Source organism: candidate division WOR-3 bacterium (assembly GCA_013177935.1).
GTDB lineage: Bacteria > Hydrothermota > Tepidihabitantia > Tepidihabitantales > Tepidihabitantaceae > Tepidihabitans.
Genome location: JABLXZ010000004.1, coordinates 401364 through 423567 on the forward strand (window position 1 = coordinate 401364; position 22204 = coordinate 423567).

At 54.0% G+C, this 22204-nt stretch carries 19 protein-coding genes and 1 tRNA gene; 13 read left to right on the plus strand and 7 right to left on the minus strand.

What is annotated here, in order from left to right:
• The first annotated feature begins 20 nt into the window (after nucleotides 1-20).
• The 4 genes from HPY86_08465 to HPY86_08480 are packed head-to-tail and all read left to right on the plus strand — an operon-like array spanning nucleotide 21 to nucleotide 5320.
• On the plus strand, nucleotides 21-1058 hold the full coding sequence (locus tag HPY86_08465) for an AIR synthase (protein NPV14944.1): 1038 nt from the start codon (nucleotides 21-23) through the stop codon (nucleotides 1056-1058).
• Complete coding sequence (locus HPY86_08470; GenBank protein NPV14945.1) at nucleotides 1055-1645, plus strand: phosphomethylpyrimidine kinase; 591 nt, start codon at nucleotides 1055-1057, stop codon at nucleotides 1643-1645. The genes HPY86_08465 and HPY86_08470 overlap by 4 nt, the downstream gene beginning before the upstream one ends.
• Complete coding sequence (locus tag HPY86_08475) at nucleotides 1623-3353, plus strand: hypothetical protein (protein ID NPV14946.1); 1731 nt, start codon at nucleotides 1623-1625, stop codon at nucleotides 3351-3353. The genes HPY86_08470 and HPY86_08475 overlap by 23 nt, the downstream gene beginning before the upstream one ends.
• Nucleotides 3350-5320 (plus strand): hypothetical protein, encoded by a 1971-nt coding sequence (locus tag HPY86_08480; GenBank protein ID NPV14947.1) that lies wholly within the window; start codon nucleotides 3350-3352, stop codon nucleotides 5318-5320. Before HPY86_08475 ends, HPY86_08480 begins: the two co-directional genes overlap by 4 nt.
• Nucleotides 5321-5665: 345 nt before the next feature.
• Here HPY86_08480 and surE read toward each other — a convergent pair whose 3' ends face one another.
• Entirely contained in the window at nucleotides 5666-6451 is a 786-nt protein-coding gene (surE, locus tag HPY86_08485) for a 5'/3'-nucleotidase SurE (GenBank protein ID NPV14948.1), read from the minus strand.
• A gap of 133 nt (nucleotides 6452-6584) precedes the next feature.
• On the opposite strand from surE, the gene HPY86_08490 reads away from it, so the two are divergent.
• The 3 genes from HPY86_08490 (at nucleotide 6585) to rpiB (ending at nucleotide 8139) form a co-directional block, all read left to right on the plus strand.
• Nucleotides 6585-6657, plus strand: a tRNA-Met gene (locus HPY86_08490).
• Nucleotides 6658-6757: 100 nt separating this feature from the next.
• Nucleotides 6758-7687, plus strand: a complete 930-nt coding sequence (locus HPY86_08495; GenBank protein ID NPV14949.1) for a branched-chain amino acid transaminase — start codon at nucleotides 6758-6760, stop codon at nucleotides 7685-7687.
• Nucleotides 7684-8139, plus strand: coding sequence for a ribose 5-phosphate isomerase B (gene rpiB / locus HPY86_08500; GenBank protein NPV14950.1), 456 nt, complete (start codon nucleotides 7684-7686; stop codon nucleotides 8137-8139). The genes HPY86_08495 and rpiB overlap by 4 nt, the downstream gene beginning before the upstream one ends.
• On the opposite strand, the gene HPY86_08505 is transcribed toward rpiB, so the two are convergent.
• Genes HPY86_08505 through HPY86_08520 form a run of 4 tightly spaced genes read right to left on the minus strand, consistent with a single transcriptional unit; the run spans nucleotide 8116 to nucleotide 14246 of the window.
• Nucleotides 8116-9450 (minus strand): hypothetical protein, encoded by a 1335-nt coding sequence (locus HPY86_08505; protein ID NPV14951.1) that lies wholly within the window; start codon nucleotides 9448-9450, stop codon nucleotides 8116-8118. The genes rpiB and HPY86_08505 overlap by 24 nt on opposite strands.
• The gene (locus tag HPY86_08510; protein NPV14952.1) at nucleotides 9443-11710 is read right to left on the minus strand and encodes a hypothetical protein; all 2268 of its coding nucleotides are present in this window, start codon (nucleotides 11708-11710) and stop codon (nucleotides 9443-9445) included. The genes HPY86_08505 and HPY86_08510 overlap by 8 nt, the downstream gene beginning before the upstream one ends.
• A gap of 29 nt (nucleotides 11711-11739) precedes the next feature.
• Nucleotides 11740-12849, minus strand: a complete 1110-nt coding sequence (locus HPY86_08515) for a DUF362 domain-containing protein (protein ID NPV14953.1) — start codon at nucleotides 12847-12849, stop codon at nucleotides 11740-11742.
• A 26-nt stretch (nucleotides 12850-12875) separates the two neighbouring features.
• Nucleotides 12876-14246, minus strand: coding sequence for a hypothetical protein (locus tag HPY86_08520; protein NPV14954.1), 1371 nt, complete (start codon nucleotides 14244-14246; stop codon nucleotides 12876-12878).
• A 222-nt stretch (nucleotides 14247-14468) separates the two neighbouring features.
• On the opposite strand from HPY86_08520, the gene HPY86_08525 reads away from it, so the two are divergent.
• Both HPY86_08525 and HPY86_08530 read left to right on the plus strand, forming a co-directional pair.
• Complete coding sequence (locus tag HPY86_08525; GenBank protein NPV14955.1) at nucleotides 14469-15887, plus strand: hypothetical protein; 1419 nt, start codon at nucleotides 14469-14471, stop codon at nucleotides 15885-15887.
• 64 nt (nucleotides 15888-15951) lie between these two features.
• Nucleotides 15952-17277 (plus strand): MFS transporter, encoded by a 1326-nt coding sequence (locus HPY86_08530; GenBank protein NPV14956.1) that lies wholly within the window; start codon nucleotides 15952-15954, stop codon nucleotides 17275-17277.
• Here the strand turns inward: HPY86_08530 and HPY86_08535 are convergent.
• Nucleotides 17246-18517, minus strand: a complete 1272-nt coding sequence (locus HPY86_08535) for an ABC transporter permease (GenBank protein ID NPV14957.1) — start codon at nucleotides 18515-18517, stop codon at nucleotides 17246-17248. The two genes, HPY86_08530 and HPY86_08535, sit on opposite strands and share 32 nt — an antisense overlap.
• Nucleotides 18514-19236 (minus strand): ABC transporter ATP-binding protein, encoded by a 723-nt coding sequence (locus HPY86_08540; GenBank protein NPV14958.1) that lies wholly within the window; start codon nucleotides 19234-19236, stop codon nucleotides 18514-18516. Before HPY86_08540 ends, HPY86_08535 begins: the two co-directional genes overlap by 4 nt.
• Before the next feature lie 112 nt (nucleotides 19237-19348).
• On the opposite strand from HPY86_08540, the gene HPY86_08545 reads away from it, so the two are divergent.
• The 4 genes from HPY86_08545 to HPY86_08560 are packed head-to-tail and all read left to right on the plus strand — an operon-like array spanning nucleotide 19349 to nucleotide 22202.
• The gene (locus tag HPY86_08545) at nucleotides 19349-19687 is read left to right on the plus strand and encodes a hypothetical protein (protein ID NPV14959.1); all 339 of its coding nucleotides are present in this window, start codon (nucleotides 19349-19351) and stop codon (nucleotides 19685-19687) included.
• Nucleotides 19675-19950, plus strand: coding sequence for a hypothetical protein (locus tag HPY86_08550; GenBank protein ID NPV14960.1), 276 nt, complete (start codon nucleotides 19675-19677; stop codon nucleotides 19948-19950). The genes HPY86_08545 and HPY86_08550 overlap by 13 nt, the downstream gene beginning before the upstream one ends.
• Nucleotides 19951-20388: a nickel-responsive transcriptional regulator NikR gene (gene nikR, locus HPY86_08555; protein NPV14961.1), complete on the plus strand. Its 438-nt coding sequence runs from the start codon at nucleotides 19951-19953 to the stop codon at nucleotides 20386-20388. It begins immediately after the preceding gene.
• Nucleotides 20385-22202 (plus strand): TonB-dependent receptor, encoded by a 1818-nt coding sequence (locus HPY86_08560; protein NPV14962.1) that lies wholly within the window; start codon nucleotides 20385-20387, stop codon nucleotides 22200-22202. Before nikR ends, HPY86_08560 begins: the two co-directional genes overlap by 4 nt.
• Nucleotides 22203-22204 lie beyond the last annotated feature (2 nt).

Sequence of the window (22204 nt, forward strand, 5' to 3'; positions counted from 1 at the left end):
AAAATGTAAAATAATTTATCATGCTACCAAGAATTGGCAAACTTGATACCGAATCGTTTGAAAGGTTTATCTTCCCCTATCTCGGTGCCGAATCGTCCTGGGTTCTTCTTGGTCCCCGGCACGGAGTTGACGCTGCGGTTATCGCCCTGGATGATGCGCCGGCAGGAATGCGCCGCGTAATGGCGGTTGCCGAAGACCCGACTTTCGGGATGCCGGTTCTCCTTTCCAATCTGGGCTGGGGCATCGTCCACATCTGTGCCAGCGATGTCGCTGTAATTGGGATTAAACCCCAGTTTCTTTCCATCTGCCTTCTTTTACCACCGGAAACCGAACCCGCGGTACTGGAGAACATCTGGCGCCAGGTGGACGAAGAGTGCAAAAAATTGGGAATCGCCATCGTCGGTGGCCATACCGGTGTTTATCCTGGCATCGCCTATCCGTTGAATGGCGGCTGCACCGTCTGGGGATTTGGCGATGAGAGCGAACTCACCCCGGCTTCCGCAGCAAAACCGGGTGATGTTCTGGTCGTAACCAAAGGACCGGCGATTGAAGCCGCGGCAATCCTTGCCCTGCAAGCCGAAGCAGAGTTAAAGGGAAAACTCGGTACTGAAGTGGTTGAGCGCGCTAAGGAACTGTTTTATCAGATGACGGTGGTGCCGGATGCGCTGCTGTGCCGGGGTTATGCCCGGGCGATGCATGATGCCACTGAAGGCGGGCTCCTGGGCGGGGTCTATGAAATGGCAGAGGCAAGCGGTGCCGGGGTTACGGTCTACGAAGAAAAAATTGTTACTCTTGATGAGGTCAAACAGGTGTGTGCCTATTTCGAGATTGACCCGCTGGTTGCAATCAGCGAAGGAACGCTGGTTGCCGCGGTGCCGCCGGAAAAAGTTAATGAGTTAAAGGCTGCCGCATCCCGGGCTGGACTGCCGTTGTATGAAATTGGCGAGTTCACAAAGAGTACCCGGCGTTTTGTCCGGCGCAATGGCAAAGAAGAGCCGCTTTTACCGGTAAAGGAAGACCCGTTCTGGCAGGCGTATTTTAAGGCGGTGATGAAATGAGTGACCGCCCAAAAGAGGTTGTCGAACGGCTTGGCGCCGCAGTTGCGCTCCTCGAATTCTGCCCCGAATTTGCCCTCCTGATTCCTGAGGTCCGCACCAACATCGTCTTCTGCCCGGCTGATGCTCGAACCCCGGCTGATGTCCTTGCGGTTGATGGGAGAATTACCGTAGTCAATGGTAAACCCAAAGCCAGTGGTCCACTCCGTTTTGGCGCCTCAGACCATCTTGCCCGGCTCGTTCTTCAGTTACGCCACCATCAGCCCGCAATCCGTACCGCCCTCAACTTTCGCTGGAATGAACAGATACTCAGTTTTGTCTCGTCCTGGGCAGAGCGGCGTGGAAAAAGACTCGGCGTGATTGACCGAACAAAAGAGCCGGCAACGGTAATTGGTCAGGACCGGATGTCAATACCCTGGAAGGTGAAAGAACTGGTCGCCGGCACCGGTGGCACTGTACCCGAGATTTTTTACGAAACCCGGGGCTGGGGAAAGGAACCGCTGTTTGTTATCGTCGGCACCGACCCGGTCGAAATTGTCCAGGAGGTCACCGCCCTTGCCCGGGAGTATGCACAAATCAATCAGCAATAGGACCATTTACCGGCACATTGCGCTGTGCTCCCAAATTCGGGCAGTTTGCCCCATCCTGCTCCTTATTGTCCTGTGTCCGATTGCGTTCGCCGCCTCTTTCCTGCCCGTGGACAGTGTTAAACCCGGGATGCAAGGATTTGGACTTTCGGTTTTCTCCGGTACAAAGATTGACACCTTTAAGGTAGAGGTGCTCGATGTGATGCGCAAGATTTCCCCGCGCGGTGACCTTGTTCTCTGCCGGCTTTCGGGTGCTGGGCTGGAAAATTCCGGTGTCATCGCCGGAATGTCCGGAAGTCCGGTTTATATCAATGGTAAACTCCTGGGTGCGGTCGCCTATGCCTGGTCCTGGGCAAAAGAACCGATTGCCGGCGTCACGCCGATTCACGAGATGCTTGACATCTGGAAGGCGCAACCCGGCGCGCGCCCGCGCTCCGGCGCATCGCGCTCCAATTTACCCCATCTGCCTATCCCGGTTGCCATCTCCGGTCTCAACCCTGAACTGGAACAACTCCTCACCCCATCCCTGACCGCCCTGGGAATGAAACCGGTTGCCGGCGCCAGCGGCACCAGCACAACCGACACCTCAGCCTTTGTGCCGGGCGGCGTAATTGGCGTCTCCTTGATTGATGGCGATGTGCGCGCCGCCGCGGTGGGCACGATTACCTATCGGGAAGGGAACCAGATTCTTGCTTTTGGCCACCCGTTCTTTCTGGGCGGTGATGTCCAGCTGCCAATGACCGGTGGCGTCATTCATTCGGTTCTCGCCTCTTTCGCCACCTCGTTCAAACTCTTTTCTCCCGGCACTCCAATCGGTACCATTACTCAGGACCGAGCACCCGGTATCGCCGGTACAATGGGAACGCCTGCCCCGATGCTACCGGTCCGGGTCATCGTCAACTCACCGAAAATTCGGGACACCTACAACTTTCGCGTCGCCCTCCATGAACAACTCACCCCGGAATTTCTGCCTATCGGGATTGCCGAAGCGGTGTTACAGACCGAAGGTATGCTCGAAGAGTTGACATTAAACAGTAATCTCAAATTACACTTTACCGATGGGACCACCGCCCGCATTCGCCACACCTTTGCCGGTATCAACCCGGTTCCTGCCCTGTTTGAGAACACCCGCAACGAGTTGAAATTTTTGTTCGCAAACGACATTAAACCGGTGGCGCTGAAAAATGTCGAGGCAACAATCAACATCACGCCCGGACGCAACAGCGCCGAACTGATTGCCGCGGTGCCGGAACGCACCTGGGTTCATCCGGGTGAAACGCTTTTTGTTCATCTTGAACTTCGGGACTATCGGGGCAATACCACCGAACAGACTGTCAAACTACCCATCCCGGCAACAACACCTCCCGGCACCATCAATGTCACCCTGAACGGCGCTGATGAGTTCCTCAACCAGCAAATTCAGCGCCTGCCCCGGACCGCAAATCCGGCATCGCTCACCCAGCTGTTAAAACTGCTCGAGGAGTCGGGAAGGGAAGACGAACTGATTATCGCCGGCTTTCTGACCCAGCCGGCGCTGGCGCTCGGTGAACAGGAAATGCCCAATCCACCCCCCTCAATCCGCCAGATTTTTTCCTCAAGTCAAAAAGGCGGTCGTGCCCAGCCGGTGCCCAACAGCCTGCTCTTCAAACTTCCGGTGAAACTCAACCGGGTGATTCAAGGGTCGGTAAGTTTTGACCTGGAGGTCAAATGAAATCTTTAACCTTTTGCCTTTTGGCATTTGTTGCCGTTGCCTCTTATGCGGCGGTCTGGACAACAACCGGTACCGAAGGACTTTTAGACAACATAGACAAAATTGAGTTTCAGAATGTCCAGTTACCGGCAACCGGTGCGATAAAACTTTCCCCCAGCGTACTGCCGCTATGCTCGCTTGACGAAACCGCAATCTGGCAAATCGTCGCGGACCGGCACAACAACCTATATCTCGGTACCGGTGACCGGGCAAAACTTTACCGCTACTCGCTCCGCACCAGCCGACTCGACTCGGTCTGGTCCGGTACCGAAGGCGCCATCACCGCTCTGACCATTGGGGCAGACGGCACGCTCTACTGGGGCACAACACCCGAAGGTAACATCTACCGCCTTTACCCGGGTACTGAAATTGAACAGCTCACCGCGACCGATGCCACCTACATTTTTGCCCTTCTTGTCGCGCCGGACCGTTCGCTACTCTGTGCCACCGGTCCTGATGGCAAACTGCTACGGCTGTTTCCGGATGGCAGAAAGGAGATTTTGTTTACCGCTAACCAGGCGCACCTCACCACACTGCGCTGGCTCAAAGAGGGCAAGGAACTGCTTATCGGCACCTCACCCGATGGTATTGTCTATCGGCTGACCTTCCCTTACGGTACGGAAAAACCATCGGTAACAACCTTTTACGACACCCCATTAAACGAAATCCGCGCTTTAGCCTTTGACGGCAGAGGCAACATCTATCTCGCCGCAAACCCGGACGAAGATTCGCAACCCGCGGTCTTCTGTGTTGACTCGGACGGCATCCTGCGCTGGAGGTGGCAGTGCCCAGACTCGGTTATTTTTAACATCCAATTCCGGGAAAATCAACTTTATGTGCTGACTGGCAACCGGGGCATCATTTACTCCCTGGACTCGGCTGGTAGCCCTAACCTGCTTGCCCGGCTTGAAGCCAGCCAGTTGATTACCCTTTTGCCCCAGAAAGAAAACACCTACATCGGCACCGGCAACCCCTGCCGCCTCTATCACCTCGCCCCTTCTTATGCTGACTCCGGATTTATCACCAGTATCCCTTTTGACCTTTCCAATCCGGCACGCTTCGGCAGAATTGATTACTTTGCCCGCATCCCGGCTGGCACCGAAATACGCTTCGCCACCCGCTCGGGCAACTCTGAAAAACCCGACTCAACCTGGAGCCCCTGGCAACGGACAACGGACAAAGTCAACTCACCGCCCGCAAGATTCCTGCAGTGGCGGGCAGACCTGATTACCAATTTTCCCGGCATCACTCCGGAACTGGAACGGGTGGACATCTACTACGCCGCGGTGAACCGTCCGCCTTCAATTTCCCGGCTGGAAATCGCCGCGCTCTCCGAACCCGACGCCCGCAAGGGTAATGCCGAACCCCGGCGTAACATCTCCTGGGACGCCTCTGACCCGGACGGCGATTCGCTTATTTTCCAGTTGTTTATCCTGCCGGTAGATACCGCACAACCCAGCGCCCGCCTGCCCGGGCAAAAACTGAAAGACGACCTGACCGAAACCCGTTACGAACTTGACACCCGCACTCTGCCTGATGGCTGGTACCGGCTCCGCCTTATTGCCTCAGACCGCCTTGACCGCCCGGCAAACTCTGCCCTAACTCAGGAACGGCTGTCACCGGTTTTTTTGATTGACAACACCCCGCCCCAGATTTCAGGCTTAAAAGTCGAACCGCAACGCTCACCCGCATTAAACGCAACCGTCCAGTGGAAGGTTAGCGACGCCCTCTCGCCAGTTGTCTTTTGCCGAATCTCCCTGAACGCCGGACCCTGGATGCCGCTTGAACCACGCGACGGAATCTACGACTCCCAACAGGAACTGTTCTCCTACACTCTGCAACTGGTACCCGGCATCAACACCATTGCGGTTTGGGCAACCGATGCCAGCGGTAACTCTACAACCGCCCGCACCGTTTTCAACCGTTAAACCTTAACCTCCTTCTCGGAACTGGCAAAACTCAGGGGTCAGCCAGTTAGCCACCTCAAACTAAAATCCCGTTTTTTACCCGGAATAAGCCCGAAGCCCCATTAATCTCAATTTCCCATACCATCCCGGATACTACCCCGGGGATAGGTAGGGAAAATTTGTCCCCGGCGAACTAACCAATCTAAATACATATACTTATGCGGTTGGCGGTAAATATCACCCGTACACTTAAAAGTATACTTACCCGCTAAGGCGCAACAACCACCAAAACCGCTTTTCTCCGCATATCCAATTCCGGGCTATTGCCCCTGAAATCCCTTCACCCTTTATCCGTTCTCCTGTTCTCTAATCGGTCAACCCCAGGCGCCGAAACGCCCGCTCCAATCGGGAAACCTCCTGATGGTGCGTCATATCAAGATGCAGCGGTGTGACCGAAATGTATCCGGCATAAACCGCCTCAAAATCCGAACCCCGGGTTCGGGCAAAACCCATCTCGCCATCAATCGTCCAGGAAACCCTGCCATCCGGTAAACTCACCTTAAACGCCATATCCCGGTAAATCCGTTTTCCCAGCCGGGTCACCTTCACCCCGCGCACCGGTTCTGCCGGCACATTTATATTGAGCAAACACTTTCTCGGAAGTAATCCGTTCAATAGAAGCGGCACCAGCGAGCGCAGAAACGCCAGCGCCGGCTCCCGATTCACCCCTGCCTTCAGATAGGAGACCGCAACCGCCGGCACACCGAGCAGCGCACCCTCAATCGCTGCCGCCACCGTGCCTGAATAGAGCACATCATCGCCCATATTCGGGCTGTCATTGATGCCCGAAACAACCAGGTCAATCTCCCTTTTCAAAATCCCGTGATGGGAAATCAGAACACAGTCGGTCGGTGTTCCGTACACCGCAAACCAGCCAGGCCGCACCCGCCGCACCCGAATCGGTTTGCGCAAAGAAAACGAATGGCTTGCCGCTGACTGATTGACCGCGGGCGCCACCACATAACGCCGCCCCAGCCCCTGCAAGCCATCGTAGAGCTCCTTAATCCCCGGTGCCTTGATGCCGTCGTCATTGGTAATCAGAATCAGCGGTTTTTTGCCTTTCATATCGGGTTGAAATCTTACCGTTCTCATTAGCCAAAGTCAAATCGGCAACTTCCCTTTGCCTTTTAACCGAACCGAACGGTTTTATAAACTTTTTCGGTTTGCCACCCCGACCCTATCCGCTTGACTTTACCCTTCAACTGATTAAAATGGAAAAGTGTCGGGTGGCGTAGCTCAGATGGCAGAGCAGTGGAATCATAATCCACGGGTCAGGGGTTCGATTCCCTTCGCCACCATTAATAAAACGCGGTTCGAACCGGTGAGACTGTTAATTATCGTAACTAAAACCAGCCTGCGGGACCAAACGGTCCCGCTTTTATTTTAAAAGGAGGCGCAATGGGTTTAGAACAAACCAAGTCGAAGTTCATCTGGATGAACGGCAATATTGTCCGCTGGGAAGATGCGAAAATTCACATCTGCTCCCATGTGATTCACTACGGCACCGGCGTATTTGAAGGGTTGCGCTGCTACAACACACCTAAGGGACCGGCGATATTCCGACTTCAGGACCACACCGAAAGGCTTTTCAACTCGGCAAAGATTTACCGGATGGAAATCCCGTTCACAAAAGAAGAAATCAACCAGGCAACAGTGGAACTGATTAAGAAAAACGAACTGGACGAATGCTACATCCGGCCCATCGTGTACCGCGGCTATCAGGAACTTGGTGTCAACCCGTTCACCTGTCCGGTCGAGGTTGCCCTGATTACCTGGAAATGGGGTAAGTACCTCGGACCCGAGGCGCTCGAGCAGGGTGTCGATGTGATGGTCTCCTCCTGGAACCGGATGGCACCCAACACCTTTCCCGCGATGGCAAAGTGTTGCGCCAACTATATGAATTCGCAGTTGATCAAAATGGAAGCCCTCACCTATGGCTTTGTTGAGGGCATCGCCCTTGATGTCTCGGGGTTTATCTCCGAAGGTTCGGGCGAGAACATCTTCGCCGTGCGCAAAGGGGTTATCTACACGCCGCCGCTCAACGCGACGATTCTGCCCGGCATCACCCGCGACACAATAATTACCCTTGCCCGCGAACTGGGTTATGAGGTCCGGGAAACCAGTATGCTGCGCGAGTTCCTCTATCTTGCGGATGAACTGTTCTTTACCGGTAGCGCCGCAGAAGTGACCCCGATTCGTTCGGTGGACAAAATTACCATCGGCACCGGCAAGTGCGGTCCAATAACCAAACGCCTCCAGGAAGAGTTCTTTGCCATAATTGAAGGGAAAAGAGCCGACCGCTACAACTGGCTCACTTTCGTAAAGTGAAAATCGCCCTCGGCGCCGACCACCGCGGCTTCGTCCTCAAAGAGCAACTGAAACGGTATCTCAAGCGGCAGGGCTATGAAGTTATCGACACCGGACCCACTACCGCGGCAAGGGTTGACTATCCGGACTACGCCTTTGCTGTCGCGCGACTTGTGGCAAAAGGTAAAGCGTCCCGCGGCATTTTGATTTGCGCCACCGGCATCGGGATGTCAATCGCCGCCAACAAACTGCCCCGGATTCGCGCGGCGCTCTGCACCAGTGTCAAAATGGCACGCCTGTCCCGGGAGCACAACAACGCCAACATCCTCTGTCTCGGTGCCGACCTGATTGACTATCAATCGGCAAGAAAGATGGTGCGCATCTGGTTAAAAACCGATTTTACCAAAGGACGGCATAGCCGCCGGTTAAGAAAAATCAGCCAAGTCGAATCAGCGCTGGAGCGCGATCAGTGAAATCAGAATTGAAGCGGTAGGAATTCCCACCGCGGACAGAATCGTTGCATAATCCTGCCACCACTTTACCGTATAACGGGGCACCATCACCACATCGCCCGGTTCCACAACCGGATTGCCTTTTCCCGAAATTCGTTTACCCTGACGCAGAATCCATGCCTGGGAAAGGTGCCCGTAATCGGTTGGACCTCCGGCTTGACCAATGTAGTCGGTGAGCCGCATATTCGGGGTGTACAGGAAAGAGCCCGGATTGTTCACCTCACCCTGAACATACACGTAACTGTTTATCGGCGGCACGACCAGAATATCGGCGTTGACCATTTCAATGTTTTGCGTGGAGTCCGCCTCAAATAAAATCTTGTGCAGGTTAACTGGAATCCTCTGCCGCGCCCCCGAACTGCCAAGCACCAGCCGCTCAATGTAGGCGTTGTGTAAATCCGCCCAGGGTGTAACACCCCCTGCCTTGCGCAGAATGTCAAACACCCGCTCCCCGGGCTTCAACTCATAAGTCCCTTCACTCATCCGTTCCTTTTCCGTGGTGAGCGCCGAGGCTCGAATCCGGTACTCCCCCCTGCCAAACACCGCACCGCGCACCGTCACCAGCCCTTCAACCGGTGGCACATAAATCACATCCCCGGACTCAATAAATGGGTTGGCATTGAGGTCACCCTCCCGTTCAAATCGCTCGATATCAACTTTCGCAAAAGGCAGCCCACCGCGTAACAGCATAATATTGGTTTTGGAACCGAGCGGCGAAAGCCCGCCGGCACGGGTCACAACCTGTGAAACCCGTTCCACCGGCGAGGCGTTGTAAGCACCCGGATACTGCACCTCGCCGGTAACAAACACAATCGCCGAACGCAACCCAACCAGAGTCAATTTTACCGTTGCGCCCTTGAAGTACCGCTGCATAATCTTGGTCAGCGTATCCTGCGCCTGCCGCAAAGATAGCCCGGAAACGGTAATCGCATCCACGACATCAACCGTTACCCCTTGACCACTACTACTGGTGGAAATCCCGGCTAAGGGCATATTTATCGTAATTTTTCCTTCATAGGTAACCGCACTCTGATAGGAGTAGGTAACACTGCCGCTCACTGTAACCAGAAGCCGGTCCCCGGGCATCAAAATGTACTTGTCCGAGATAATCGGGCTCTCTACGCCCACAAGACCGGGTAACGCCGACACCCCGGGCTGGGTAATACCCGGAATGTTTATGCCACTCATACCGGAAAAAACCGATGAACCGACATCCTGCGCCAGCCCAACGCCGACTAAGAGAATAACCGATTGCAACGCCTTTTTAAGCACGCTGGATTGTAAAACCATATTTTCGGTTTGTCAACATCTGACTCACCGCACTGGCGAACTTAAACAATGCAATCAAACCAATTGCGCCCATTACCCCAAGAATCGGCAGTATCACCAGCGCCATCACCACACCACCCAACGCACCACCGGTCCAGTCCAGCACGCTCAAATAACCGGCGCGGCGCGGCGCATCCAGCATCGTCAACTCCTGGCTGGCAAGGGCAAACTGGGCACCGAGACCCGCTCCCGCCACCAATAACAGCAAGTAAAACAGCGCCTTGCCACCACCCAATACCAGAAACCAGACCACACCACCGCTCCCTAATATCATCAGGTCAAACAGGACAAAAAATACCGAAGGTCGCTTCGGACCCCACCAGTTCACCAGACCCGCGCCCAGCACCGAACCAAACATAAACGAGGCAAAAAGCAGCGCGCTACCGGTGTAAATCGAGCCGAATCGGCTGGAGTAAACGAATATCGTTAACAGGGAAATCCCGGCGCCCGCGAACCCCGAAGTGAAAATACCCAGCCCTCGCGCCGGCGCAACCTGCTTGGTTTTTCTTTCCCATAAAACCACCCCGCCCACCGCAACGACTAAAAGAAAGCCCACTAAAGGCAGGACAAACCTTCCCAGCGTTCGGCCAACAGCGGAGTAGATACGACTGAACCGCGGTGAAGAGCGCCGATGCTCCAGCACCATATTGAGAAACAACTCCCGGGGTACAAGGTCGGTGTTAGGTACCACAGACCCCAATTTTGTTTGCACCATCGAATCTTCGCTCCGGTCATCCTTTCTTTGACAAGAGGGAACAAAAGGGAGGGTGACTCTTGTCTGCCGGAACTGGTCCAGCAAACTGCTTAGGTAAAAAGGGGTCAAAACCCGGGTCGCAATACCCAGCCGCTGCCAGCGCATCACCACGCTGTCAACGCACAATGTTATCCGGTCGCCGGCAACCAGTAACGGAAAGTCCAGCGCTATCAACTCAGTCTTTTGAAACACCTGACGCAGCGTTGTGTATCGGGTTTCGACGACCGCCCGCGCCTCGTCTGTCATCCCTTCAACTGTACCCGGTACTCTGGTCGCTAAAATCCCCTGTGCCCTCAATCTGCTCTGGCACAATTTAAAGAACTCCTTCGTAAACAGGCGATTGGCACCGAGGTTTTCCGGTGCGGTGCCAATAATTATGATGCAGTCAAAACTATCAGCCTTTGTTGTAAGAAATTGCCGCGGGTCACAAATAACCACTTTAAACCGTGGGTCGGCAATCTCCTCTGCTACCACCGCACCGCCGCTGCGTTGTGCCTCGTCAACCAGCCACCAGTCAAGCACAACCATCTGCACATCAGCCACCGGCCATTTGAGAATTTCAGAAACGAGACCGCCTAAACCCAGCCCTAAAATCAGTACCCTTTGCGGTGCCGGATGCAGCAGTAGCGGAATGTGTGCCATCTCCTCGATCCCGGTCACATCCGGATTCGGCATCACCAGCACACTACTCCCATCATAAAGCACCTGGCGCTGCCCTTCCCGCTCCACCGTCACCAGTTTGGCATAAGGCGAATCCCGAACCCCGAGAACCCGCTGTCCCTGCCAGGTTTGCTCCCACAGCCATCGCTCGCCTCTTGTTCCCGTTATCACAAGACCAAGTAAGACAACGCCCCAGCCCAGCGCCCAAACACCTTCAAGAAAAGAACGCCGCTCAATCAAAATTACAATCCCGAGCATTAGCATCAGCACCGCACCCATCAGTGCCACAATCGCTAAATTCGGCACCTGCGCCAGTAACCCAAAATAAAGGATAACCGCGGTCAACACCGTGCCCAGTCCTTCGAAAAAGTAAACCTTTGTCACCACGCCCCGTTCTTTACTCAATGCGGTACCGAGGACAAACAACGCACCATGGGTTGCCGCGGGTAAAAACACCGCAAATAGCGTAATAAGGAAAAGGGCTTGCAGGCTGAGGTTTTCACCCGGCAGAAGCCCGAGCAATCGCCGGGAATAAACCACGAGCACGCTTGCCCCTACGGAACTTAAAGCCGATACTAACCCGACGACCGTTAACGAGTGCTTTGGGGAAACCAGACGAACCGCCACCCGGCTAAACAACCAGGCACCGAAACCTTCGGATAAAAGCCAGACACTGAGAAAAACACCGCTTGACACCTCATTACCGGCGAAAGCCGCCAGCAGTTCTCGCAGAATTACCACCTGCGCGGCAAGACCGAGCCCGCCGACCGCCATCATTATCAGCGGCATAACCTTAGAAACGGTTCGGCACCGGCCCCTTAATGAAGCAGACAGCCCTTCTTTTCGTACTCCTGAAACAGGCGACCCCAGCCCGTCTCCCGACGCCAGCGCTCAAAAATCTTCCGTTCCTTCAAGGGCCAGTGCACAAAGTCGTGGTTAAACTCTGAAATAAAAATCGGGATGTTCACCAGCCAGGTGCGGAAAATCAACTTCTGCAACACCCGGGTTGGACCATACCAGGAGAGCCAGCCCAAAAATCGGTGAAAGGAAACCCCAACCTCAAAATGCCAGTTCTCCTGCGAAATGTCGTCGCCAACAATCTCAATCTCCTTGACATCGCCCACTCCCAGCCCCTGCTCATGCGCCAGCCGGATGTACTTAATCGCCATCGGGTCAAATCCCATCATCTTTGCTGCGACCGCATCAATCGCCACCTGGTCCGCTGATGCTAAAATCACATTCTTAACCACCGGTTTGACCGTACGTGGTCCTGGACCATTACCTGCGGTTGTCCCATCCATCACCGCAAAAATCCCCGGATGAATCTCCTTTTGAATCGCCAGGAGGTCAACCAGCGTTTCATGAATCCAGGTGTGCGTGTAGTGGCGGTGGGTGGACAAAAGCCCGCCAAAGGCGTTTTTCATCGCACCGGTTGTCGTGGTGTAGATGTGACACTTCACCGTTGGCAGATGGACGATGTTCTTACCGATAAAATAGTCCGGAATCCGCAAACCCTCAGGATAGATGTGGTCCAGCGCCAGCATCTTTGCCTTAGGCTTAAACGGAATCCACTTCATATCGCTCTCTTTGAAGTTGTACCGTACCGGAATTCCACACCGCTGGAAAATCGGCACATACCGATTCAGGTCCTCACCCTTATGAGTGTCAATCACCACCGTCTTATTCTGCACCACCACCAGGTCATTGTAGCCCAGCTTTTTCAAGCCGACAATCGTCCCTTCCAGTTGCCAGGGCGTTGTATTTGCCCCGGGCATCGGATAGTGCCAGGAGATGTTGTCCTTGAGAATCGTCGTCACGCCCGGCTTTAAAAACTTGTCCGCATCTGCCAGTTTAATCAAGCGGACATAATCATCCAGCACCGTCTCCGGCCTGGTAAAAAGAACCGCAACCTTAGAACGACCACTCATCAAATTTATTATACTAGACGAAAAAGTTAAGGCAACACCAGCACCCGGCGCCCGCTCGAAGTGAAGTACAACCCGCTTCCCAGCCGTCCCTGTTTTTGCCACCGCACCCTTCGTCCTGCCGCATCGAAAACCTCCTCAAACTCTGGACTGCGCGAAAAGAGAATTGCGCCCCAAGGTACCCGCCCGGGTTCATTGGCTTCCACTCCCTGCCTCTTTTCGGTTCCACGCTCCGCGCCACTACTTTCCAGTGCCAGCCGGGCACAACTCACCGCCATACTCACATTCATCCGCTCCACCGGTACACTAACAAGCGCCGTACTTACCACCTCCCACACTTCAGGCTCGAACTTTGCCAGTGCCGCCCACATCTCCAGCGCGTAAACGGTATCAACGGTACCCGAACCATTGACAAAACGGCGCAGCACAAACCGGTCGCTATGTCGGTCCTGAACCAGTTTCCACAAACTCCGTCCCATCCGCTGGAAATCCCTTTCCTCGAAGATAGACTCGTTCGCTCCCGCCTCGAGCGCAAATGAAATATCAAGATTCGCATGGGCAACATCCTCCCAGCGGGAACTACTCGCCTGATGGTTCCAGACATAACAGTCGTTTTCCAAACTCAGGATCAAACTGGCGTAAAACGCCCTTGCCATTGAATCGGGCACATCCTCATAAAACCAGCCCGGCACCGAAAACTTACCCGGTTGGTAAAATTGGGTGCGTTGAATATCACGAAAAACCATAAGCAATTCACCCATACTCAGCGCCTGGTTCCAGGGCAGGCGTGACCACCCGCCAAAATGTTCTAACTCTTCGCCAGTACCACGTGCCGCTGCCCAGTTTTGAAACCACTTGGCAAGCACCTGCTGTTCAATCGCCCGCTGGTAGACCTGCGCCCGTTCCAGAAACTCGTGCCTTAAACCCGGGGTTTCGTACACCATCCGCACAAAACGCGCCAGCGGCAGGCAGATGACCGCATCGTGCACTAAGTACTCCTGATACCGCCCCTGCGGGTCGTAAGCGGTTGTGCCCCAACCTAAGAAACCGTCCTGGTAACCCAGCCAGTAATTTCCTTGTTCCGGTACATCCCGCATTAACCGCAGGAGCGAATCGGCGTGAAATACAAACCGTTCCAGCCACAGCGTATCACCGGTTGCCGAAAAGAGATATAGATAAGAACGCAAAATTGGCGCTTCAAACCAGGCAAGATTTGCCGAATTGGGGCTCCTCAATGCCCGCATTTCATTAACGCTATGCCAGATGGAAAAACGCTCAACCCAGCCGCCGCCTTCGGAAGGCGGTGCCGCGTTCAAGAAGCCCAGACCCACTATGACCAACAGCAGTCCGGATAAAGTTGTCTGCGTCCGATGCCCGGACGCGAAAAAGAGCCCACGCACCTTAGCCTCCTGATGAATCTCCCCCGGACTTATGTTTATTAAAATGTGGAGGCAGCAATAATCAAAAGGCGGTAAAGACCGCCGTTGCCTATTTCTCCAGCGCCTCCGTGCTTTGTCTTAGCCTCGGTAACCAGTATACCTCAAATCCGCCCGGGGTCAAACCCGCCGGAGTTAAAAAAACTCCTTGATTGCCAAAAGGTAAAAAAGTGCTAATCTAAATTGATGATGAAATCCGGTGCGGCAATACTCCTATTCATCATTTTGCAAACCAGTGCCCCTGGTGTCGAATGGGATTCCATTGTTCGGCTCACAACCAACACCCAGAGTCAGGTTCTTGGTTACAGTTATCAGCGTACTATCACAGTTGACCCGGGAAGAAATGTTTGGGTTTTCTGGCTCGACTACCGGAGTTCACCAAACCAAATCTGGTACCGGAAATTTGAATGGGCGAGTGGCAGATGGCTACCAGAAGCACAACTCACCGCATCTACCGTCAACTGTTTTACACCTTCCACAACCTGCGACCAGAGTGGTAATCTTCATCTGGTATGGCACACCGAGCACACATCATCAAAAGGCATCTGGTACAAGAAGTTCGACGCCCAACAGGGACGCTGGTTTAATGACACCCTTCTTGAGCCGGCGGTCTATTTGAAAAAATATCCGGTGGTGGTTACAAAGCCCGGTAGCGAAGAAATTCATATCGTCTGGTACGGAAATCCAGACACCGGAGGTGTGCCCCAAGTTTTTCACAAACAGTTCCAACCCGACTCCGGCTGGTTACCAGCCGAGCAGATTACCAGTTATCCCAACACCCATAGTGCGGCAACAGTTGCCGTAGACTCACTGGGTAACCTGTGCATTGTCTGGGTGGGGAGAGAATTTAACAATACCCAAGACCAGATTTTCTGCCGGCGCCGAATCAATGGTGTCTGGACCGACATCGAACTGGTTTCCGAATTTCCGGGTTCATATCTGCAAACATCGCCCTGTGTCACCGCCGGCACCATAAACAACTTCCACATCACCTGGGCAGGAACCAACTCCTCGACATACTATTCGCGGATTTTTTATCGCCGACGCACTCCGGAAGGCTTTACCCCAATCTTTACCGTAAGCGAGGGTTTACAATTTGAGCAGGGAAGCCCGTCCATCTCCTGCCGGCAGGATAACGAGTGCCATCTCGCTTGGCGCGGCAGAACCGCAACCCCTCCCAGTCCGTACCAACTAATCTATGCCTCCTGTGACCATCTGGGATACTGGACTCCACCCGAACCATTGACCGCATTGACCAACGGCGATGTTGACAACCCCTCGATAATATGCGACTCCGGTCTTGGGTTGCATATCGTCTGGCAGGATGAAAGTTCCGGCAACCTTGACCTGTACTACCTTTATGGTCAAGTCCCGGGACTCGGTGCGGATGAAACACCCTGCCAAATCCCGTCAACCGTTCACACCCTTCCCACTGTGGTCCGCTCTTCTGCTTTATCCGGCTTTGGCTCCCTGCCCGAGATTTACGATGCGCTGGGCAGGAAAGTTAGAACCCGCAATTTGCCTCAGGGGGTTTATCTTATCCAGCATCCGGATTCCAGAACCGGCAAATTTCAAAAACTGATCATCGTTTCGGGTGGACAATAACACCACGCGCAACCGAATAGCTGCGGCAATCGCCGCCGGTATCAGCTCCTTTCTCACACCCTTTATGAGCTCCTCCATCAACATCGCCCTGCCCGCACTCGGTCAGGAGTTACGCCTTGATGCGATTGGTCTGGGCTGGGTCGCAAACATCTCCCTTTTAAGCGCCGGCATCTTCCTTGTGCCTTTCGGGAGATTGGCAGACATCCTGGGTCGCAAACGCATCTTCGCCCTTGGCTTGAGTTTGTACTCAGTGGCTTCGCTCCTTGGTATGATTGCCCATAATGCCGGAATTCTGCTCCTTGCCCGGTTTCTGCAAGGAATGGGCGGGGCAATGGTTTTTGGAACCGGGGTAGCGATTCTCACTTCGGTTTATCGTGCCGCCGAGAAAGGTTTCGCCCTCGGAATTAACACCGCGCTGGTTTATACCGGACTTTCGGCTGGTCCTTTTATCGGCGGGATTCTTACCCAGCATTTCACCTGGCGGGCAATCTTTGCCCTGAATTTGCCCCTGAGCCTCGGCGCCCTTCTCATCGTCCTGTTCGGTCTTAAGGGTGAATGGGCAGAAGCGCGCGGAGAGCGGTTTGACCTGACCGGTTCCTTGATTTACGGCACCGGACTTCTGCTCTTGATGTTCGGCTTCACCCTTTTACCTCATCGTTTAGCGGTTCTGTTGATTGGCACCGGCCTGTTGGCATTGGTCGGGTTCGTGATTCTCGAGTTAAAACTAACCAGCCCGGTTTTCCCGTTTCAACTTTTTCGGGGTAATGTAATTTTCACATTTTCCAACCTCGCCGCGCTCATCAACTACGCTGCGACCGCGGCGGTCGGTTTCCTCTTGAGCCTTTATCTCCAGTATGTCAAAGGACTAAACGCCCAGACTACGGGATTGATACTTGTTAGCCAGCCAGTAGTAATGGCACTTTTTTCACCCCTAACCGGACGCGTTTCCGACCGGGTTGAACCACGGCTCATCGCTTCAATTGGAATGGCGACCTCAACGCTCGGTTTATTTCTCTTCTCATTCTTAAACAGGGCAACCGATTTGCGACTTCTTATTGCCGGACTGATTCTCATCGGGTTCGGATTTGCCCTGTTCTCCGCACCCAATACCAACGCCGTGATGGGTGCGGTTGCCTCCCGGCATTACGGTATCGCCTCCGCAACCCTGGGCACAATGCGGCTTTTAGGTCAGATGTTCTCGCTCGGACTGGCGCAGATGCTCATCGCCCTGTTTGTCGGTCCGGTCCGGCTCAGCACCACCAATAACTCTGGACTCATCTTAACGGTACGGGTTGCTTTCATCATCTTCAGCGGACTGTGCGGGGCGGGTATCATTGCCTCGCTCGCAAGGGGTAAGGTTAGCGCCAACGCCGGAACCGAAGCCGGGTAGTAAGCACCAGGTCGCTTGAGAAAAACCGGGCGGCAATGAATATCGCGGCAGCGCAGAAAATTGTCATATAAAGAAGCCCGCCAATTATCAGGGGATAGTTACCGAACAAAATCGCCTGCGGAATCAGAAATGGGTAGGAGAATGGAATGAGAAAGAGCAAAATTTTCAGGGGTAGAGACAGCGTCTGGATATTAAAGAACATAGTAAAGAAGTAAGGCAAAAGACAGAACATCATCAATGGCGTCAATGCTGCCTGCGCACCTTTGGCATCTTCTGACAAAAGCGCCAGCAAGGTGGCAAGGGCGAGGGCGGTAACAATCGCCAGAAACAGGGTGACACTCAGCAGAAAAATCGCCTCCGGACTCAAGGTCAACCCCAGCTGTACCGCAACCGGCATATCTGGAGTTCGGCTCGGTACCCCTTCGGCAAATGCCGTGGTATAATATCCCAGCGCAAACATAAACACCAGCGAAAAAACCACCGCCACCACTACCGCACCGAGCATCTTGCCAATAACGATTGATACCCGGCTGATAGGCACCGTAAGAAGCGTCTCCAGCGTCTTATTCTCCTTTTCCTGTCCGATGGATGCGGCAAGCGTTTGACTGGCATACAATAGCACCATCAAAAGAATCAGCGGAATGATGAAGGTTTGCGCCATCGCCATCCCCTGCACCGCTTCCGGACTACCGGCTGCAACCCGGTCCTGGAGAATCACAAACTCGCCGGTCTGAACAGGACTCTTGATGTTTTCTGCCGGGATATCAGGCAAAAGCCGCTTGAGGTGATATTCGGTTAATTCGGAATTGATTCGGGTAAAAACCGACTTTACCCTCACACTGCGTATCGTCTGGGTAAAAGAGAACCCCTTCAAAATGGTGTAGGCTTCAATTAGCACCGGCTGGAACCGGTCAATCCGATAATCAACACTTTCCGGCAGTACGAGGAGAAGGGAAAACCCTTCCTCCTGTGCCTGCTTCTGGGCTTGCTCCTTTGCCGCCGTGGTACGGGTCACGGAAAAATTTTCCTCTTTTAGCCGGTTAATGATGGTATCGGCAAAATGAGAAGAGTCCGGAACAACAACCAGTACTGGCTGGGGTGCCTGCGCCTTAGCCCGCTCCCCGCGCAGCGCCCGCCCGACAAAAAGAAAAATCACCAGCACCGCAATAAATGGCAGTAAGGTGCGTAAGGTCAACAGTTCTCGCACCTCTTTCCAGACCAGATTGGCGATAATTCTCATTGGCCCGCCTTCAGAAAAACCTCTTCAAGGTTCCGAGCGCTCCAGCGGGATTTCAACTCTTCCGGCGTACCCAGGGCGATGAGCCGTCCCTGCCGCAAAAGCGCCACCCGCTCCGAAAGGAACTCCACCTCGAGCATATTGTGCGACGAAAGTAAAATCGTTGTCCCCCGCGCCGCAAACTCCTTAATCTTCTGCCTGATGACCATTGAGTTCTCAACATCCAATCCCGAGGTTGGCTCATCAAGAATCGCCAGTTTTGGGTTGCTCATCAACGCCCGGGCTAAAAGCAACTTCCGCGTCATACCCTTGGAGTATGTATTGACCTTATCCTGAATCCGGCGTCCTAAATCGGCAATCACCACCGCCTGCTCCACCAGTTTGTCCCGCTCTACCGTGTCCGCAGAATAAAAGGTTGCCATAAACCGCAAATAGTCAAGTCCAGAAAGGTTCCGATACGCCCCGGCTTCTTCGGGCAGATAACTCACCATCCTTCGCACCGCTGCCGCATCTTTAACCACATCCCGGCCAAAAACCTTAACCACACCGCCGCTCGGTTTTAACAGTGTTGCGATGACCCTTAAAGTCGTGGTCTTGCCCGAACCGTTTGGACCAATCAGCCCGAAAACCTCGCCCGGTTTAATCTCAAACCCGATTCGGTCGACCGCACGCAACGCGCCATAGTCCCGAATCAAATCCTCAACAACTACCGCCGGTTCCATAGCCGATGATAACAAAAAAGTTGCGACGGGCAAGAAACTGCGACATTGTTTTTCTTGACCGCCAATCTATTCGTGCTACTATTTCCAAAAAAGTAACACGAAGGGAGTAAATATGGCATGTTTTCTCGTTCCTGCCGCTGCTGCGACGGCAACAACCGTGCTGCGGCGTAAAATCCCGGAACGGTTGCACCCGGAGTGGCTCAATTCGCTCCTCTGGGGTGGTGTGGCAATGCTTGCGGTTGAACACATCGCCCATCAAGAGGTAATTCCTTATCCCCCATTTTTAACCGCAATGAAAAACTCCAATGACATCCCCGTTATGCTCAAAGAGATGCTTACTGTCGGCGGCACAATGACCCTGGCAATCTTTTTCCTGTGGCTGGTTATGGTCTGGATTACGAGCCGGGCAGCAATCAAAACCGCCACCGGAGCAAAACGATGGACTGGCTAACCACCACCCTCATCGCTGCGGTTCTTTCAACCATTCTGTACCGGTTGTTTAAAGGTCGGTTTCAGTTAGGACTCTTGAGCCTGATGCTATGGGGCGCCACAGTGATGATTTTTGTTGACCGCATCCTCGGTTATGAAGGCGGTCCCTTTTTTGAAGCCCAAACCGACGGTCTGATAAAAAACGGTGCCGTTCTGGGCGTCGTGATGCTCTGCCCCGTGCTTCTAATCTGGCTGGGGGCGCTCTTACTTAACCGGAGGCGTTAGATGGGAAAAAGAAACGAAGCCGAACGGTTCGGCGTCTCGTTTGAACCGGACCTGCTTAAAAGTTTCGACCGTGAGATTGCGCTCGCCGGTTACGAATGTCGGTCTGAGGCGCTGCGCGACCTGGCACGGCAATGGCTCTCCAGTCGACAGCTAAAACAGGGTAAAGGTCCGGCGTTCGGCATCCTGGCTATTGTGTTCAATCATGAGCGCCGCGAGGTAAGTAAACGACTTACCCGTCTGGGCCATAAGTTTTTTGCCGATGTGGTTACAACCATCCACATCCATCTTGACGAGCACAACTGTCTTGAAGCCCTTATCCTGCGGGGCAAGGCAGAAGAGATTCAGCAGGTTGCTGACCAGATGCGGGCATTGAAAGGGGTTGAGCAAGGCGGTCTCATCCTATTAGGATTACCAGGAAAAACGGAGGCAAAAAAATGAAGCAGTTGTTTATGTTTATCAGTTTGTCGTTTGGTGTACTAAATGCGGCACCCAGCGATTCCATTGTGTTAACTTTACCCGAGGTGGTAATCACCGCGGAACGGGTGCCTCATCACATCCGCGACATCGCCGCATCGGTCAGTGTCGTCACCGGCGCGGAATTACGCTCTTCGGGTGCCCGCACCGCCACCGATGCCCTTGCTATGCTACCCGGTGTTTTTATTCAGCGCACAGGCCAGTTCGGCAGAACCGACATCGACATCCGCGGAGTTGGCGGTCAGGGAACTCAGATTGCGGTCTTAATCGATGGCCGGCCTGAAAAGATGTCGCTGTTCGGCTGCACCGTCACCCATACCCTGCCTTTGAACAATGTCGAACGGATTGAAATGGTGCGCGGTCCACTTTCGGCTCTCTACGGCTCCGACGCACTGGGCGGCGTCGTCAACATCATCACCCGCAAAGCAACAAAACCGCTTGAGCTCAACGCCCGGCTCTCTTACGGCTCATTTCAAACCGTTGGGGCACGCCTCAGTGCTGGTACCAGATGGCAACAACTCAACGCCCTTGTCTCCTTTGCCAAAGATATTTCGCATGGCCATCTGCCCAACTCCCAGTACAACGGCAACGACATCACGCTCCGTGCCGGTTACGACCTCGCTCCAGCGTTCGGCTTGGACTTCAGCGGCAAATACTTCACCGGTGTCAAACACGAACCGAAGCGCGCCACCGACCCGGATACATTAGTTGCTACCGGCTGGAATCAGTACGACCGGGGCGGTGTTGACTTAACCCTGAACCTCCGGCACCAAATAAACGGCATGGTCAAAATTTATCGCAACTTTGGCGAACATAAGTTTGACCCCAAAGACGGCTGGCACTCAACCGACTACACCAACGGTGCCCTTTTGCACCTTCACCACCGGTTTGGCTTCAACAACCTCCTTCAGGGCGGAGTTGAGGTTAAAAACCTCGGCGGCACCTGGATAAAATCCGACACTAACAAACCATCCTGGTCCCGGACGCAGTTTGATATCTTCATCGCCGATGAACAGACAATCGGACCGCTCATTGCCACCGCTGGTGCCCGTTTTGCCCGCGACAACATCTCAGGAAACGCCTTTGCCCCCAAATTCGGTCTTGTGGGCAAAACGCCCTTTGGCACCGCGCTCCGCATCAATGTCAACAAAGGGTTCCGCTTCCCGCCCTTCAACTACACCAGCATCTTCCCACCGAAAAACCCCGACCTTCTGCCGGAAATATCCTGGAACTACGAACTGGGCTTGAACCAGCAGATTGCCTCATTCTTACAACTGGACATCGCCGGCTTCATCCTCAAAGGTGACAACCTGATTGAAATTGCGGACAACCCCGCACCACCACCGCCGGATAAGTTCCAGAACAAAGGTGCGTTCCAATTCAAAGGGGTGGAAGCCGCGCTGGAACTCAACTACCGGATATTCAGCCTGCGCACCACCGCAACTATCAACGACTTTGGCGTCCATACTAAAGCCCGACCCGGACAAAAACTGAATGTGGCGCTCACGCTCAACCCGGGCAGATTTTCCGGCACACTACTCCTCAACGCGGTAAGCCGCTACTACGCCGAGGACTCCAGCAAAAGCCCCATTCCCTCCTATCAAACCATCGACCTGCGCATTCGCTATCGGCTCCTGAACCAGCTTAACATCTTTGCCACGGTAGAAAACATTCTCAACCGCAACTACCAGACCTTCGCCAGTTTGCCGGGCGATGCAGCCGGACTTTATCAGATGCCGGGCCGTTCCTGGACAATAGGCATTGACATTAACGATTAACC

Excerpts from the sequence above, each read along its gene's own strand:
- HPY86_08550 (NPV14960.1), top strand. The coding sequence starts at position 19,675 with ATGGACTGGCTAACCACCACCCTCATCGCTGCGGTTCTTTCAACCATT.
- HPY86_08475 (NPV14946.1), top strand. The coding sequence starts at position 1,623 with ATGCACAAATCAATCAGCAATAGGACCATTTACCGGCACATTGCGCTG.
- HPY86_08480 (NPV14947.1), top strand. The coding sequence starts at position 3,350 with ATGAAATCTTTAACCTTTTGCCTTTTGGCATTTGTTGCCGTTGCCTCT.
- HPY86_08560 (NPV14962.1), top strand. The coding sequence starts at position 20,385 with ATGAAGCAGTTGTTTATGTTTATCAGTTTGTCGTTTGGTGTACTAAAT.
- HPY86_08470 (NPV14945.1), top strand. The coding sequence starts at position 1,055 with ATGAGTGACCGCCCAAAAGAGGTTGTCGAACGGCTTGGCGCCGCAGTT.
- HPY86_08495 (NPV14949.1), top strand. The coding sequence starts at position 6,758 with ATGGGTTTAGAACAAACCAAGTCGAAGTTCATCTGGATGAACGGCAAT.
- surE (NPV14948.1), bottom strand. The coding sequence starts at position 6,451 with ATGAGAACGGTAAGATTTCAACCCGATATGAAAGGCAAAAAACCGCTG.
- HPY86_08545 (NPV14959.1), top strand. The coding sequence starts at position 19,349 with ATGGCATGTTTTCTCGTTCCTGCCGCTGCTGCGACGGCAACAACCGTG.
- HPY86_08515 (NPV14953.1), bottom strand. The coding sequence starts at position 12,849 with ATGAGTGGTCGTTCTAAGGTTGCGGTTCTTTTTACCAGGCCGGAGACG.
- HPY86_08535 (NPV14957.1), bottom strand. The coding sequence starts at position 18,517 with ATGAGAATTATCGCCAATCTGGTCTGGAAAGAGGTGCGAGAACTGTTG.
- HPY86_08525 (NPV14955.1), top strand. The coding sequence starts at position 14,469 with ATGATGAAATCCGGTGCGGCAATACTCCTATTCATCATTTTGCAAACC.
- HPY86_08465 (NPV14944.1), top strand. The coding sequence starts at position 21 with ATGCTACCAAGAATTGGCAAACTTGATACCGAATCGTTTGAAAGGTTT.
- nikR (NPV14961.1), top strand. The coding sequence starts at position 19,951 with ATGGGAAAAAGAAACGAAGCCGAACGGTTCGGCGTCTCGTTTGAACCG.
- HPY86_08540 (NPV14958.1), bottom strand. The coding sequence starts at position 19,236 with ATGGAACCGGCGGTAGTTGTTGAGGATTTGATTCGGGACTATGGCGCG.
- HPY86_08530 (NPV14956.1), top strand. The coding sequence starts at position 15,952 with ATGAGCTCCTCCATCAACATCGCCCTGCCCGCACTCGGTCAGGAGTTA.
- HPY86_08510 (NPV14952.1), bottom strand. The coding sequence starts at position 11,710 with ATGCCGCTGATAATGATGGCGGTCGGCGGGCTCGGTCTTGCCGCGCAG.